Here is a 14,505-nt window from a genome sequence, read left to right on the forward strand (position 1 = left end):
TTTCTAATCGGAGGCGACGCCGTCGCTTTTCATACTGAAGATTTTTTCTAAAATGCTGTAGGTAATTCCGGAGATAGGCCAAACGATCCAGCTGTGTTCCCAATTTTCAGTAGAGAAGCTGTAGCCAAGATAAATGGCGGTCATGATTAGCCAGTAGATAGTAGCGTATTTGCGCATCTTTTTACGGCCCAGCTTGTTTTGCGGCGTGTAGTCTTTAACTTGAAGAAGAATGTCGTAGCCATCTTCGATGGTGTTGGTTTTGACAAAGAAGAAAACTCCGATAGCAATTAAAATCAGGGTGATGGCAACTGAACCGGTCATCAGTGAATCGATTTGATTGCCGGAAAGATGTTGGGTGAAGAATGCGCCGCAGAGAATTGGAATGGCGGAGATGATGCATAAAACGGTGGCGGTGATCGTCATTGCTGTGTAGGTTGAAGCATATTGTTCTTTTTCGGCTTCAACTTGTTTAGTCGTTTCCTCGTCTAGAGTGCAGTTCTCGTATTCTAGTTTTTCATAGATTTTGATGTAGCGATTAGATGCGATGAAGAATGCGACACCGGTAGCGACGATGATCAGTAAAATGATGACGCCTAATGCAGTCATCGTGTCTACTGATGGTGTAGATGAACCAAGCTTGGCAAAGCTAATGAGCGCAAGAAGGGGAGCCGAGCTTAGAATGCAAAGTAAAACTCCCGTGGCAGTTAAATTAGCTGACTTTTTGCGCGGTCGTTAAATCGAATTGCTCTTGAGTAATTTATATTCACGCATTATTAATCTTCCATGAATAAAGCAGCCCAATGCAATGGCAATAATAACAGGTAAGACATATGATACTGTCCCTAAAATATTAGGAGAGATAAATGTGAAAGAAGAAAATAGACAAAATGCTGCAATTGATAGAAAAATTAGAGCAAGAGCTAAACTTTCAAAATGAGCTGCATTTTTTGCAACTTCCAAATATTGAGTGATTTCATGATCACTAATCTTGGGTAATTTTTTAGTTTCTTCTTCCGTTGTTTTCCCGGGTAATTCAAAAGAAGGTGTACCATTTTTTAATAAATAATCAGTGGTAACACCGAATAATTCTGATAAATCGACAATCTTTTCAATATCAGGAATCGATTGATTACTTTCCCACTTAGAAACGGCTTGGCGACTGACATTCATTTTTTTCAGCCAAAGCTTCTTGAGAAAGACCAGATTTTTTGCGTAATTCTGCAATTTTTTGACCTAGTTTCATAATTGGTCGTCCTTTCTGTTTTGGTGATGATTTTAATTTATAAAAAAATTAGTTGCTAACAAGAACTTTTTGCTTGCGTCTTAGGCAACTAGCGGTTGCAACTGGTAGTTGCATTACCTAAAAGCTGAACATTTAACTTCGGTTTCATAAATATTGATTGACCTTTTTGAAAATTCCTAGTAAAGTTGATTAAAAATGTGTAGTTGAAAAGAGGGAGAATCAAGTGGCTAAAAATCTAGACGATTTTGACAAGATTATTGTTCTTGACTTTGGTAGTCAATACAATCAATTAATCACTCGACGCATTCGTGATTTTGGCATCTACTCAGAACTTTTGCCCCACGATCTTTCAATTGACAGGATCAAGGAAATGAATCCTAAAGGAATTATTTTCTCAGGTGGTCCAAACAGTGTTTATGACGATGGTGCTTTGAAGGTTGATCCTGAAATCTTTAAATTAGGTATTCCTATTTTGGGTATTTGTTACGGGATGCAACTGATGAGCTATGACTTGGGCGGCAAGGTTGAACCTGCTGATAACAAGGAATACGGTAGAGCAAACATTACTGTCGAAGATCCAGACAGTGCTTTATTCAAGGGCTTACCAAGCAAGCAATACGTTTGGATGAGCCACGGTGACTTAGTAACCCAAGCACCTAAGGGCTTTGAAGTAACTGCTTCAAGCAAGAACTGTCCAATCGCTGCAATTGATAACCCAGACAAAAAGTTCTACGGTATCCAATTCCACGCTGAAGTTCGTAACTCAGAATATGGTTTGGACATCTTGAAGCGTTTTGCCTTTGACGTTTGTGGTGCCGTAGCTAACTGGACGATGGATGACTTCATCGACATGAAGATTGGCGAAATCCGTAAGGAAGTCGGTGACAAGAAGGTTATCTTAGGTCTTTCTGGTGGTGTTGACTCAAGTGTTACTGCCACTTTGCTTCACAAGGCAATTGGTAATCAATTGACTGCTATTTTCGTTGATCACGGGATGCTTCGTAAGGACGAAGGCGACCAAGTTATGAAGGCTTTGAACAAGGACCTCGGTGTTAACATTATCCGTGTTAACGCACAAAAGAGATTCTTGGACAAGCTTAAGGGCGTAACTGATCCTGAAAAGAAGCGTAAGATCATCGGTAAGGAATTTATCGAAGTCTTCAACGAAGAAGCTAAAAAGATTAAGGATGTTGACTTCTTAGCACAAGGTACTTTGTACACTGACGTCATTGAGTCAGGTACTAATACTGCTCAAACTATCAAGTCACACCACAACGTAGGTGGTCTTCCTAAGGACATGCACTTTAAACTTATTGAACCACTTCGCAAGTTGTTCAAGGATGAAGTTCGTGAACTTGGTGAAAAACTTGGTATTCCACATGACTTAGTATGGCGTCAACCATTCCCAGGTCCAGGTCTTGGTATTCGTGTTCTTGGCGAAGTTACTGAACCTAAGCTGAAGATCGTGCGTGAATCTGATGCGATTTTGCGTGACGAGATTAAGAAAGCTGGATTGCAAGAAAAGATTTGGCAATACTTTACTGTTTTGCCAGGAATTCGTTCAGTTGGTGTGATGGGTGATGGTCGTACTTATGACTACACCATTGGTATTCGTGCCGTAACTTCAATTGACGGTATGACTGCAGATTTTGCGAAAATTCCATGGGACGTACTTGGTCACATTTCAGATAGAATCGTTAACGAAGTAGATAACGTTAACCGTGTAGTTTACGATGTAACGAGTAAGCCACCTTCCACTATTGAATGGGAATAGAAATGAATATAAGAAAAGCTCACAATTAATTTTGCGGGCTTTTTAGATGTAAATTTGTTTTAATTTAAGTAAAGAAAAAAGAGATCCGTAGATCTCTTTTTGCAGCCCGCCTTAAGAGCGGTGGCTAAAAGTTATATTTTCGACATGCGCCTACTCAATAACTTACCCAAGTTAATAGATTGAGCGGCGTTTTTATTTTTTGTGCTGGTCGATGTATGTCAGCAAAGTTAACAGGAACATCCCAAGCAAAAGAAAGTGAAGAATTGAAAAACTATAGCCTGACATTAGAAACACCAATAGGTCTTCTCAAAATTACAGCAAATGATAAAGCAATTATTGCGATTAAGCCTATTGAGGTTGAAAAGAATAGATTACTATCTGAGGATGCCAACGAATTAGTTAAAAAATGTGCTCAAGAGCTAAAAGAATACTTGGCAGGTCAACGTACAAATTTCGACTTACCATTAGCACCTAAAGGGACTGATTTTCAAGAACAGGTTTGGCAAACTCTTCAAAAAATTCCTTATGGCGAAACAAGAACTTATGGTGAAGTCGCACAGATGATGGGTAAGCCGAAGGCTGCTCGTGCAATTGGCATGGCTAACCATACTAATCCTATTTTGATATTAATACCATGTCATCGTGTGATTGGTGTAAATGGTAGTTTAACCGGCTATGCAGCGGGAATAGAAAATAAGAAGTATTTACTTGAATTAGAAAAGAGCAAGGAAAAAGTATAATAATATATTTTTGTAGTTATGATACTATCTTTTCATCTCTAAATAGTGTGCCAAAAGGGACAAGACTTCGTTTGCTTTATCTTCACCTTTTATTTTAGACAAAATAAAAAGTGCCAGATCACGAATCCGTCGATTCATGATCCAACACTAGGTTAGTATGTTTATATTGCATTAATATTTATCTTCATCCTGTAGTAATTGCTTAGCTAAATTCAATTCCTTTTCTTGATCTGGAGACATCGTTGGATAAGCTAATGGTAACTTTTCTAATCGTTTAGTCAGAATATCAGATACGATTAAACGTGAGTACCATTTATCATCTGATGGAATGACATACCAAGGATTCTTCTCAGTTGCTGTGGCATTAATGGCTTTTTCATAAACACTTTGGTACTTATTCCAATAATGACGTTCTTTAATATCAGAAGAAGATAGTTTCCAATTCTTTTTTGGTGTTTGAATTCTTGCCATAAAACGTCTTTTTTGTTCATCTTTAGAAATATGGAGGAAGAATTTAAGAATTACGTAGCCATTTCTCGTTAAATATTCTTCATAATTACGAATATCTTTATAACGGTTCTCAAAGAAATGATCATCGATATCTGTTAGAGAATGAATATTTGGTAAATTATCATTCAATATAATCTGTGGATGAACACGTGAAATTAAAACATCTTCATAGTAAGAGCGATTAAACACACCTATATGTCCACGTGGTGGCAATTCTCGATTAACCCGCCAAAGATAGTCATGATTTAATTCTTCTGCTGTTGGTTGTTTAAAACTGGCTACATTAAAGCCGCTAGGGTTAACGCCAGAGAGAATATGCTTAACCATACTATCTTTACCAGCCGCATCCATACCCTGTAATACAATTAGAATGCTATATTCATGTCGAGCATTCATTTTAGCTTGTGCTTTATCAATGTGCTTAATATTTTGTTTGATTTGTTTTTTTATTTTCTTTAATTTTTTACTAGAGTCTTCTACAAAAGTTGGGGCTTTAGAAATTTGAAAGTTTGCTTTTCTGTAACAGAATTGTTTTGTTTCCATAATAAAATCGCCTCTTTGTGTTTACTATAGACATGTTGTAAGTGATTGTCTAGAAAAAGCACTTTAAAAATGTTAATTGGAATCAAGTTAATCAGGAATACAAACGTGATTATGCTAAAGCTGCTGTAGCTGTGATGGAGAATAAGGGAATAGACCACCAAAAAAGCTCTCGGCATCGAAACAATGCTGAGAGCTTTCTCATTATTTAGATAATTTGTGCACTTTATGAGCTAGAACCATTTCTTTGTTACGATCTTCGTAGATGACATCCTTTACATAATTCCATGGTGCTAATAAACGCCCCTTATTATTACGCCGGAATAAAAAATCGGCGTGATGATTATTAAGGTGACGCAAATATCTCTTAGCATTTTGAATATGCGTATAATGTTTTAATGCAATTCTAGGCTCAAAGTCGATGATCTTATGATCAGCGTTAAAGATTGGATGAACTTTATGGTGCCAATTCTTTGTATCGGCAATGTGTTGGCTCACTTTCTTACCAGCATTGACGATGTTCTCCTTAGTGGCCAAACCATTCTGATCTTCCAATTGTGCGTGTGGATCCAAATAATAGTTTCCTAAACCGTCTTGACGATAGAGTCTTAATTTTTTGAAAGACTTATCTTTGTGGTCCATTTTAACTTCGATAACATCACCATTAACATGATTCATTAAATACATGTGATGTTTTTTTGTATAATTAACACCTTTCATGATCAGAAATTTCACCCCTATTCAACCTAAAAATTATAAACATATTTTCTTTCGATGTATAGCAGAATAGCACAAAATTTTAGATAAATCATCTTTTTCAGCTTGAATAGGTTTATCTTAATAAAGAAATATTCGGGGAAAGGCTAAAGAATGCGTTAATTCAAAATTTTTTCTAATTCTTTACTAAATTCGTCTTTTTGCAATGTAGTAGTTAGATAATGAATTTGAGCTTGGTTATCATAAACTGTGAAAGCAATTCTGACGGAACCCATTTTCCCTAAATTTAGTCGCATTTCATAGCAGGGAAGTCCATTAATTTTCTGTTGAGTGGCAACCTTGACTTTTGTCATGCCGGTTTGCACTTCTTTAGTAATTGCAGTTGTAATTTTGGTTTGAGCTAACTTTTTAGCTTGAGGATGTTTTTTAAAAAATGCTTTACAGCCTTTACGACTAAATTTCAATTTAAGCATTGGCATCACAATCTTTGTAAAAGTAGATATCATTTTTGTTTTCTTGTGGTGTGCCACGGTAATTACGATTGTTAAAGCCGCCAATTTCAAAACCATTTTTTAGATAAAATAGACAAGCAGATAAGTTGTTATCTTGCCCGATAGTATAGATGCCTTGCATTTTTCTCTTTTTTGCTTCATTCATGCAGGCTGCGATAAGTTTGCTACCAATACCATGTTTACGGTAAGCAGAATTAACTTTTAGATCATCTAAATAAAGATACTTGAACATGTCTTTTTGCAAGATAGCTAAGCCAATGCATTTTTCGCCCTCATAAGCACCTAAGTAGATTGCATTATCATCATAATCATAATTTTCATTGGGAAAACATTGAGTTGAAGTTTGTTCAAATCTTTTAATAGTATAATCCCATTTTCCGTTTTCTAGACTAGGAATCATTTGACCCCAGATTTTAAATGGTTCATTGGGTAAATTAATATCTATTTGATTATGAATTGCTTTAATTTGAATTGACATCGTATTTCCTTTAAGTTTAACAAAAAGCAGCTTTTTTACGTTTTTTCATTAATTAGTACACATAGAATTATAAAAACGGCGTTTTATTATTTGGCGTGTAAAAAACATGCTTAGCTTTCCGTGAAGCTAAGCATGATGTCCCATAATACAATAAAGCCGCCTGTATTTTTACAGACGGTTTTATTGTAAGAAAAAATATAGTAGATGACAACCATTATTGGATTTGAAGAGTACTTTTCAAAAATTGAAAGGAAGAATTGTATGCGTTTGATTCCTGTTAAGCAGGCAACTACTTTGCTTAAAAGAATATGTAACGATAAAAGTAAATATCGTGAAATTAAACTGCTCACTGCTAAAAAGGACCGCTCTATTACAGTTAAAAATAATGGCACTGAATTAACTTTAATTGAAAATGGTTATTTGCATTTTTCTAAAAATTATTCATTAAAAGAAATATCTACTTGTCGACATGCTGTACAAGCAGCTTTTAGAAAAGAGTTTCCTCGTAGCAATCGAGCTTATCTGATGACAGTGCTAGAATAGTAAATCATTCTTATTAATAGTATAATTTCAATAAAAATAATAAGGGGGCTAAATCCTTGAAATATGCAGAAAAATCACCCGCATTATGGGATGCAATTCATCAAGAAGAAAAACGCCAGCAGAATACCATTGAGCTAATTGCTTCAGAAAATATTGTTTCTGATGCCGTTCGTGAAGCACAAGGCTCTGTTTTAACCAATAAATATGCCGAAGGTTATCCTGGTAGACGTTATTATGGTGGTTGCCAATATATCGATAAGGTTGAACAGCTTGCTATTGATTATGCTAAGAAATTATTCAATGCGAAGTTTGCTAACGTTCAACCTCATTCTGGTTCGCAAGCGAATATGGCAGTTTATCAGGCACTTTTAAAACCAGGCGATACTATCTTGGGTATGGGGATGGATGCCGGTGGTCACCTTACCCATGGAGCTAAAGTCAACTTTAGTGGAAAAGAATATCATTCCTATAGCTATGGTTTAAATGTAAAAACTGAAGAATTAGATTTTGATCAGATTAGAGAAACTGCTTTAAAAGTTAAGCCAAAATTAATTGTAGCTGGTGCATCTGCTTACAGCCGAATTATTGATTGGCAAAAGTTCCGTGAAATTGCCGATGAAGTTGGTGCTTATCTTATGGTAGATATGGCCCATATTGCTGGTTTGGTCGCCACCGGTCAACATCCTAGTCCGATTCCGGTTGCCGATGTGGTCACGACTACAACGCACAAGACTTTGCGTGGTCCACGTGGTGGGATGATTTTATCTAATAATCTTAAAATCGGTAAAAAAATTAATTCAGCTTTATTCCCAGGCATTCAAGGCGGTCCACTTGAACATGTAATTGCAGGGAAAGCACAGGCTTTTTATGAGGATTTGCAACCACAATTTACTGATTATATTAAGCAAGTAATAAAGAATGCTAAGGCAATGGCCGAAACTTTTGCTCAATCAGACAATATTCGGGTGGTTTCAGGTGGTACTGATAACCACTTGATGATCATTGATATTACTGACACTGGTTTGACTGGTAAGGATGCGCAAAACTTGCTTGATTCTGTTAACATTACGACTAACAAGGAATCAATTCCGGGTGATAAGCGTAGTCCTTTTGTTACTAGTGGTTTAAGAATTGGTACACCAGCAATTACCAGCCGTGGTTTTAATGAAGATGATGCTAAGAAGACGGCTTCATTGATTATCGAAATCTTATCTAATCCAAAAGATGAAAAGACGATTGAACATGTTAAAGATGAAGTACATGCTTTAACGCAAAAGCATCCAGTTGAATAAAGTAGCTAACCCCTAGTAGAAAACTAGGGGCTTTTTTGTTATAATTCAGAGCTATGTATGATATTGGGGTGAGGATAGGATAAGTGATGATTTGGAAAAACTAAAACGACATAAAATAGGGTTATTTTCTGCCATTATGCTGGCGCTAAATTCATTGATTGGCTCTGGTTGGCTGTTTGGTTCAGGATCAGCCGCAAAGATTGCTGGTCCAGCCGCCATTCTTTCATGGATTTTGGGTGCAGTAATTATTATTGCGATTGCGTTAACCTATGTAGAATTAGGTTCGATGTTTCCTGAAAGTGGTGGGATGAGCCGGTATGCGCAGTATAGCCACGGACCGCTGTTAGGTTTTATCGCGGCTTGGGCTAACTGGATTTCGCTGGTTACATTAGTGCCGATGGAAGCCGTAGCCGCCGTGCAATATATGAGTTCATGGCCGTGGAGTTGGGCTAATTGGACGAAGAACTTCATTAAGAATGGCGATATTACTTTTGAAGGAATCGGCGTTGTTTTTATCTTTATGCTTATTTTTACTATGATTAACTTTTGGTCAGTAAAAATTATGACGCACTTTACCAATTTAATCTCGATTTTCAAGATTCTGTTACCTACTTTAACAATTGTGACGTTGATCTGTAGTGGATTCCATGAACATAACTTTGGTACAAATATCCATGAATTTATGCCATATGGTTCACGTTCAATCTTTGAGGCTACATCAGTTTCAGGGATTATTATGTCTTATGATGCCTTTCAAACGATCATCAATATGGGTGGAGAATTAAAAAATCCACGCAAAAATATTGTGCGTGGTGTGCTTATCTCTATGTTGATTACGGCTGCAATTTATATTATGTTGCAGGTTACATTTATCGGGGCTGTGGAGCCAAGCATGCTAGCCAAAGTAGGTTGGCATGGTATTGATTTCACCTCGCCATTTGCGGATTTAGCAATTTTAATGGGCATCAATTGGTTGGTGATTTTGCTTTATCTTGATGCTTTTGTTTCGCCGTTTGGTACAGGAGTTGCTTTCGTAGCTACTGCTTCAAGAGCATTAGCCGCTATGACTCATACTTGTCATTTGCCTAAGTGGTTAGGACGAATTAATCAAAAGTACATGATTCCACGTTACGCAATGGCTACCGATCTGATTTTGGCCGTGATCTTGGTTAGCTTATTTAGAAACTGGAACCTATTGGCTACTGTAATTACAGCTTCTACTTTGATTGCCTACCTAACTGGTCCAGTGACGGTAATGACTTTAAGAAAAATTCGTCCAGATCTTGCTCGTCCATTTAAGCCACGTTACATGCCATGGCTAGCACCAATTGCTTTTGTCTTAACTAGTTTGGCAATATATTGGTCAATGTGGCCAACAACGATTCAAGTTATCTTGGTAATTGCGCTAGGTTTGCCAATTTACTTCTATTATGAAATTCGCTACCAGCATTCAGATTTAAAGAAGCAGTTGCATAATTGCTGGTGGATGATTGGCTATTTGATTTTTATGTCGTTTATGTCCTATATCGGCAGTAACGGCTTTGGCGGTCAAAACTGGATCAAGTACCCATTTGACTTTGTCGTTATCATTGTCGTTTCACTTTTATTCTATTACTGGGGCGTTAAGAGTGGTCGTGATCAATTAGATCCATATGCCGAACACATCGTCCAAAATAAAAATAAGCAAAAATAAAGAGTTGTTGGGATTTTTCTCAGCAGCTCTTTTTAGTTATTGGCTTCATTTAGGTATTTATTTAATACTTTGAACACACCGTTGTCGTTGTTGCTTGGAGCAATAAACTTGGCAATCTTTTTAACGCTATCTTGGCCGTTTTCCATTGCATAGCTAAAACCAGCCAGTTTAAGCATTTCAATGTCATTTTCACCGTCACCGAAAGCAATTAATTCGCTTCTTGGTACATCAAGGTAGGCTAGAAATTCTTTTAATCCAGTAGCTTTATTAACGCCTTGAGGGATAATATCCATATAATTCCAGCCACTAGTGGTAACATGAATCTTCTCCATACTGCGACTATTAAAACCATATTCTAGTTCATGTCGTACCTTGCTAGGATAATCAACGGTAACTTTAGTATATTGGTCATCCGATGGGATTTGAGAGAAGTCATCAATTTCAATGCTGTTAGGATAAAAGTAATGATGGCTACGTTTAAAGGGTGGTGGGGTGCTTTTTAGAAAGTAGGAGTGTTTAACTCCACTAACTAATAAAGTCTTAACAGCTCCAGGGTAGCGTAAACGAAAATAATCGATCAGATTTAAAATGCATTTTTTAGAAAAACAGGTAGTACGAATGATTTTTCCATCACGAACAAGAACAGCGCCATTATCTGCTACAAAGTCAACGGAATCGATAAAGTCGCCAAAATCATCATTTAGGCGACCAGCAGGACGACCACTTGCAATAATGAAATGAGCACCGTGTTTGTGTAATCTATATAAGATTTCGCCAAACATTTCGTGATTGTATTCCTTATTATCATTTTCAAAAGTACCATCGACATCTACTGCGACGGCTTTAAAAGGGAGCTCTGACATAAAAATCCTCCAAATAAAAATTGATACCGTTAACAGTTTACCATTTTCTTGCAAGTGCTTACATCTTTTTTTATCTTAATAGTAAGAAAGTAAATTTTTAGAATTAGAGGAACACGATATGACTCCATGGTGGAAAAAAGCAGTTGTATATCAAGTTTATCCTAAGTCATTCCAAGACAGCAATGGCGATGGAATTGGGGATTTGCAAGGAATTATTTCAAGATTAGGTTACTTAGAAAAATTAGGGATTGATGCCATTTGGCTTTCACCAGTTTATCAATCACCTGGCGTCGACAATGGCTATGATATTTCAGATTATGAGGCTATTGATCCGCAATATGGCACGATGGCTGATATGGATGAACTGATTAAAAAGGCAAAAGAACATCATATTCGCATTGTTATGGATTTGGTAGTCAATCATACTTCAGATCAACACAAGTGGTTTATTGAGTCTAGAAAGAGTAAAAATAATCCTTATCGTGACTATTATATTTGGCGTGATCCAGTTGATGGTCATGAACCTAATGAATTAAAGTCAGCCTTTTCAGGGTCAGCTTGGAAATTTGATGGAAAAACAGGTCAATATTACTTACACTTTTTTGCTGATCAACAGCCAGATTTAAATTGGAAGAATCCAGAATTGCGCCATAAGATCTACGACATGATGAATTTCTGGCTTAATAAGGGTATCGGCGGCTTCCGGATGGACGTGATCGAATTGATCGGTAAGGATCCCGACAAGATGATTCGTGAAAATGGCCCAATGCTTCATCCATATTTGCAAGAAATGAACAAGAATACTTTTGGCAAGCGTGATGTGATGACAGTTGGTGAAACTTGGAATGCAACACCAAAGATTGCGGAAGAATATTCTGATCCTGCACGTCATGAATTATCGATGGTCTTCCAATTTGAAAATCAATCTTTAGACCAACAACCAGGTAAAGAAAAGTGGGATTTGCGTCCGCTCGATCTGGGCGAATTGAAGAAAGTTTTAGTTAAATGGCAAACTGAGATTGATTTTGACCATGCTTGGAACAGTTTATTCTGGGAAAACCATGATATTCCACGAGTAATTTCTCGCTGGGGCAATGACAAAGAATATCGCGTACAATGTGCTAAGATGTTTGCCATCGTTTTGCACATGATGCACGGCACACCATACATCTTTAATGGTGAAGAAATCGGCATGACTAATTGTCCGGTAAAAGATATTAGTGAAGTAGAAGATATCGAAAGCATTAATATGTACAACGAGCGTTTAGCTGAAGGCAATGACAAAGATGAGCTGATTCATGCCATCAATGTTAAGGGCCGTGACAATGCTCGTCGTCCTATGCAATGGAATGATGATAAGAATGCCGGCTTTTCAGATGGTAGGCCATGGCTAGCAACTAATTCTAACTATGTTGATATTAATGTAGAAAAAGCATTGGCTGATCCAGATTCAATTTTTTACACTTATCAAAAATTGATTAAGTTGCGGCATGAAAATGATGTTGTGGTAAACGGTGATTTCGAATTGATTCCTGATACAGGGGATGCAGTCCTTGCATACTACCGCGTATTAGGTGATGAAAAGTGGCTAGTAGTTGCCAACTTATCTGGTAGGGAGCAGAAGTTTAATTCAGCTGATCAGATCGACCAAGTTTTGGTTGCTAACTATGACGAAAGAAATGATTTAAACGATATTACTCTTAAGCCATATGAAGCTTTTGCCTGCAAAATAATTAAGTAGTAGTTATTGAAAAAATATCTTGAATTAATAACTTGAAGATGGTATTCTAGTCTACGTTAATCGATTAATCTATGATCTGTAATACGGTCATGGCAAAGGAGTAATAAATTATGAAACAAGGTATTCATCCAGATTATCAAAAAGTAGTTTTCATGGACTCAGCTACTGGTGCTAAGTTCTTAGCTGGTTCAACTTTGAAGCCAGAAGAAACTATCGACTACGAAGGTAAGACTTACCCATTAGTACGTGTTGAAGTTTCATCAGATTCACACCCATTCTACACTGGCAAGCAAAAGTTTGCTCAAGCAGATGGTCGAATCGAAAAGTTCAACAAGAAGTACGGCTTGAAGAAGTAAACCTTTATCTGGTGGAAGCAGTCCCATTGGGGGCTGCTTTTTTGTTATAGATTATTTGGCAGAATACTTGAAAGACAGTATAATGGTGTCTGTATAAAATTGTTTTTATGGGAGTAATTATTCAATGAAAATGCAAATGGCGGAAATTGCCAAGGCTTTAAATACAACTTGTGAAGGCGACGATCAAACAGTTATTACTTCTGTTGCCTTTGACTCCAGAAAGATCACAAATGGTGGTTTGTTTGTACCACTTGAAGGTGAACGTGACGGACATGATTTCGTAGCTGGTGCTATTAGTAATGGTGCTTCTGCTACGCTTTGGAAGAAGGGACACCCTAACAAACCAGAGAATATTGCGGTAATCGAAGTAGATGATCCACTTAGCGCAATGCAAGATTTGGCACGCTACTACTTACGCAAGGTTAACCCAACTGTAGTTGGTATTACTGGTTCAAATGGTAAGACTACTACTAAAGACATGGTAGCTGCCGTTTTGTCCAAGCGTTTTAACGTTCATAAGACACAAGCCAACTTTAATAACGAGATTGGTGTGCCAATGACCATTCTTGAAATGAAGCCAAATACTGAAATTTTGGTACTTGAAATGGGTATGGACAGACCTGGTCAATTACACCACTTAAGTGAATTGACTCATCCTGATGTAGCCGTAATCACTATGATTGGTGAAGCTCACATCGAATTCTTTGGTACACGTGACAAGATTGCCGATGCCAAGATGGAAATTACCGACTTCTTGCGTGAAGACGGTGAATTTATCTTCAACGGTGATGAACCATTGTTACAAGAACGTGCTAAGAAGCTTGATCAAGTTAAGGCTACCTTTGGCTTCAGGGATGAAGATACAGTTCACGCTACTGGCTTTAAGAGCTACATGCACCATGCTACTTTCACTATTAACGATTCAGAGCAAAAGTTCTCAATCCCAATGATTGGTAAGCACAACGTTTCAAACGCTATGGCTGCAATTAGTGTTGGTCGTCACTTTGGCGAAAGCGATGAAGAAATTGCCTCATCACTTTCTAACTTCAAGCCAACTGCTAACAGAATGGAGTGGGAAAAGGGCGATGCCGGCGAAGCAATTATGAGCGACGTTTATAACTCTAACCCAACTGCTGTTAGAGCCGTTGTTACTAGCTTTGGTCAAGTTGAAGTTAAAGACGACGGTTGTAGAATTGCCGTCTTGGGCGATATGCTTGAATTAGGTAAGAACTCTCCTGCACTTCACGCTGGTTTAAGTGATACTTTGGATCCACAAATCATCAATGAAGTATATTTGTACGGCCCTGAAATGAAGAACTTGTACGATGCATTGAAAGACAAGTATAAGCCAGAACATTTGCATTATTATACACAAGATCAAATGGATCGTATGATCGACGATCTTAAAAATGATATTAAGCCGGACGACATTGTTGTATTAAAGGGTTCACACGGGATGCACCTTGAAAATGTCTTAGCCCGACTAAGATAGGAGAATAAATT

At 37.4% G+C, this 14,505-nt stretch carries 17 protein-coding genes; 9 read left to right on the plus strand and 8 right to left on the minus strand.

From position 1 onward, the window contains the following. Positions 1 to 3 precede the first annotated feature (3 nt). Positions 4 to 606 carry a hypothetical protein gene (locus BN1206_RS00895; protein ID WP_013437093.1) on the minus strand — a complete coding sequence of 201 codons (603 nt, stop codon included), beginning with the start codon at positions 604 to 606 and terminating at the stop codon, positions 4 to 6. Here BN1206_RS00895 and BN1206_RS09835 point away from each other — a divergent pair. Next, a complete protein-coding gene (locus BN1206_RS09835) occupies positions 584 to 736 on the plus strand; it encodes a hypothetical protein (protein ID WP_013437094.1) in 153 nt (50 codons plus the stop codon). The genes BN1206_RS00895 and BN1206_RS09835 overlap by 23 nt on opposite strands. Here BN1206_RS09835 and BN1206_RS00900 read toward each other — a convergent pair. Together BN1206_RS00900 and BN1206_RS09980 are read right to left on the minus strand one after the other, a co-directional pair. After that, on the minus strand, positions 733 to 1,170 hold the full coding sequence (locus BN1206_RS00900) for a helix-turn-helix domain-containing protein (protein ID WP_022087216.1): 438 nt from the start codon (positions 1,168 to 1,170) through the stop codon (positions 733 to 735). The genes BN1206_RS09835 and BN1206_RS00900 overlap by 4 nt on opposite strands. Continuing rightward, the gene (locus tag BN1206_RS09980) at positions 1,142 to 1,243 is read right to left on the minus strand and encodes a helix-turn-helix domain-containing protein (RefSeq protein WP_022087217.1); all 102 of its coding nucleotides are present in this window, start codon (positions 1,241 to 1,243) and stop codon (positions 1,142 to 1,144) included. Before BN1206_RS09980 ends, BN1206_RS00900 begins: the two co-directional genes overlap by 29 nt. 223 nt (positions 1,244 to 1,466) lie before the next feature. Between BN1206_RS09980 and guaA the strand changes: the two genes are divergently transcribed. Together guaA and BN1206_RS00910 are read left to right on the plus strand one after the other, a co-directional pair. Further along, on the plus strand, positions 1,467 to 3,017 hold the full coding sequence (gene guaA / locus BN1206_RS00905) for a glutamine-hydrolyzing GMP synthase (protein WP_013437096.1): 1,551 nt from the start codon (positions 1,467 to 1,469) through the stop codon (positions 3,015 to 3,017). 215 nt (positions 3,018 to 3,232) lie between these two features. Continuing rightward, positions 3,233 to 3,757 carry a methylated-DNA--[protein]-cysteine S-methyltransferase gene (locus BN1206_RS00910; RefSeq protein ID WP_013437097.1) on the plus strand — a complete coding sequence of 175 codons (525 nt, stop codon included), beginning with the start codon at positions 3,233 to 3,235 and terminating at the stop codon, positions 3,755 to 3,757. 171 nt (positions 3,758 to 3,928) lie between these two features. Here the strand turns inward: BN1206_RS00910 and BN1206_RS00915 are convergent, their stop codons facing one another. From BN1206_RS00915 to BN1206_RS00930, 4 genes are all read right to left on the minus strand, one after another. Next, positions 3,929 to 4,810, minus strand: coding sequence for a PPK2 family polyphosphate kinase (locus BN1206_RS00915; protein WP_013437098.1), 882 nt, complete (start codon positions 4,808 to 4,810; stop codon positions 3,929 to 3,931). A 201-nt stretch (positions 4,811 to 5,011) separates the two neighbouring features. Further along, entirely contained in the window at positions 5,012 to 5,527 is a 516-nt protein-coding gene (locus BN1206_RS00920; RefSeq protein ID WP_013437099.1) for a hypothetical protein, read from the minus strand. Positions 5,528 to 5,682: 155 nt separating this feature from the next. Beyond that, a complete protein-coding gene (locus BN1206_RS00925) occupies positions 5,683 to 6,003 on the minus strand; it encodes a hypothetical protein (protein WP_052542774.1) in 321 nt (106 codons plus the stop codon). Continuing rightward, a complete protein-coding gene (locus BN1206_RS00930; protein ID WP_052542776.1) occupies positions 5,990 to 6,514 on the minus strand; it encodes a GNAT family N-acetyltransferase in 525 nt (174 codons plus the stop codon). Before BN1206_RS00930 ends, BN1206_RS00925 begins: the two co-directional genes overlap by 14 nt. Before the next feature lie 261 nt (positions 6,515 to 6,775). On the opposite strand from BN1206_RS00930, the gene BN1206_RS00935 reads away from it, so the two are divergent. The 3 genes from BN1206_RS00935 to BN1206_RS00945 all read left to right on the plus strand — a co-directional run bounded on the left by BN1206_RS00935 (position 6,776) and on the right by BN1206_RS00945 (position 10,042). Then, complete coding sequence (locus BN1206_RS00935; protein WP_013437102.1) at positions 6,776 to 7,057, plus strand: hypothetical protein; 282 nt, start codon at positions 6,776 to 6,778, stop codon at positions 7,055 to 7,057. Between the two features lie 56 nt (positions 7,058 to 7,113). Continuing rightward, positions 7,114 to 8,349: a serine hydroxymethyltransferase gene (glyA, locus tag BN1206_RS00940; RefSeq protein ID WP_013437103.1), complete on the plus strand. Its 1,236-nt coding sequence runs from the start codon at positions 7,114 to 7,116 to the stop codon at positions 8,347 to 8,349. A gap of 91 nt (positions 8,350 to 8,440) precedes the next feature. After that, positions 8,441 to 10,042, plus strand: coding sequence for an APC family permease (locus BN1206_RS00945; protein WP_041806862.1), 1,602 nt, complete (start codon positions 8,441 to 8,443; stop codon positions 10,040 to 10,042). Between the two features lie 32 nt (positions 10,043 to 10,074). On the opposite strand, the gene BN1206_RS00950 is transcribed toward BN1206_RS00945, so the two are convergent. After that, complete coding sequence (locus BN1206_RS00950) at positions 10,075 to 10,905, minus strand: Cof-type HAD-IIB family hydrolase (protein WP_013641452.1); 831 nt, start codon at positions 10,903 to 10,905, stop codon at positions 10,075 to 10,077. Between the two features lie 118 nt (positions 10,906 to 11,023). On the opposite strand from BN1206_RS00950, the gene BN1206_RS00955 reads away from it, so the two are divergent. The 3 genes from BN1206_RS00955 to murF all read left to right on the plus strand — a co-directional run bounded on the left by BN1206_RS00955 (position 11,024) and on the right by murF (position 14,494). Next, a complete protein-coding gene (locus BN1206_RS00955; RefSeq protein WP_013641453.1) occupies positions 11,024 to 12,646 on the plus strand; it encodes a glycoside hydrolase family 13 protein in 1,623 nt (540 codons plus the stop codon). Positions 12,647 to 12,756: 110 nt separating this feature from the next. Beyond that, the gene (locus BN1206_RS00960) at positions 12,757 to 13,002 is read left to right on the plus strand and encodes a type B 50S ribosomal protein L31 (protein ID WP_013437106.1); all 246 of its coding nucleotides are present in this window, start codon (positions 12,757 to 12,759) and stop codon (positions 13,000 to 13,002) included. Positions 13,003 to 13,126: 124 nt separating this feature from the next. Further along, positions 13,127 to 14,494: a UDP-N-acetylmuramoyl-tripeptide--D-alanyl-D-alanine ligase gene (gene murF / locus BN1206_RS00965; RefSeq protein ID WP_013641455.1), complete on the plus strand. Its 1,368-nt coding sequence runs from the start codon at positions 13,127 to 13,129 to the stop codon at positions 14,492 to 14,494. Positions 14,495 to 14,505: the final 11 nt, after the last annotated feature.

This window comes from Lactobacillus sp. OTU4228 (assembly GCF_001006945.1).
GTDB classification, from domain to species: domain Bacteria; phylum Bacillota; class Bacilli; order Lactobacillales; family Lactobacillaceae; genus Lactobacillus; species Lactobacillus amylovorus.

Coding starts and splice junctions, on each gene's coding strand:
- BN1206_RS00915 (WP_013437098.1), bottom strand. CDS start 4,810: ATGGAAACAAAACAATTCTGTTACAGAAAAGCAAACTTTCAAATTTCT.
- BN1206_RS00930 (WP_052542776.1), bottom strand. CDS start 6,514: ATGTCAATTCAAATTAAAGCAATTCATAATCAAATAGATATTAATTTA.
- BN1206_RS09980 (WP_022087217.1), bottom strand. CDS start 1,243: ATGAAACTAGGTCAAAAAATTGCAGAATTACGCAAAAAATCTGGTCTT.
- BN1206_RS00950 (WP_013641452.1), bottom strand. CDS start 10,905: ATGTCAGAGCTCCCTTTTAAAGCCGTCGCAGTAGATGTCGATGGTACT.
- BN1206_RS00910 (WP_013437097.1), top strand. CDS start 3,233: ATGTCAGCAAAGTTAACAGGAACATCCCAAGCAAAAGAAAGTGAAGAA.
- BN1206_RS09835 (WP_013437094.1), top strand. CDS start 584: ATGATGACGCCTAATGCAGTCATCGTGTCTACTGATGGTGTAGATGAA.
- murF (WP_013641455.1), top strand. CDS start 13,127: ATGAAAATGCAAATGGCGGAAATTGCCAAGGCTTTAAATACAACTTGT.
- BN1206_RS00920 (WP_013437099.1), bottom strand. CDS start 5,527: ATGAAAGGTGTTAATTATACAAAAAAACATCACATGTATTTAATGAAT.
- BN1206_RS00895 (WP_013437093.1), bottom strand. CDS start 606: ATGACTGCATTAGGCGTCATCATTTTACTGATCATCGTCGCTACCGGT.
- BN1206_RS00935 (WP_013437102.1), top strand. CDS start 6,776: ATGCGTTTGATTCCTGTTAAGCAGGCAACTACTTTGCTTAAAAGAATA.
- BN1206_RS00925 (WP_052542774.1), bottom strand. CDS start 6,003: ATGCCAATGCTTAAATTGAAATTTAGTCGTAAAGGCTGTAAAGCATTT.
- BN1206_RS00955 (WP_013641453.1), top strand. CDS start 11,024: ATGACTCCATGGTGGAAAAAAGCAGTTGTATATCAAGTTTATCCTAAG.
- BN1206_RS00900 (WP_022087216.1), bottom strand. CDS start 1,170: ATGAATGTCAGTCGCCAAGCCGTTTCTAAGTGGGAAAGTAATCAATCG.
- BN1206_RS00960 (WP_013437106.1), top strand. CDS start 12,757: ATGAAACAAGGTATTCATCCAGATTATCAAAAAGTAGTTTTCATGGAC.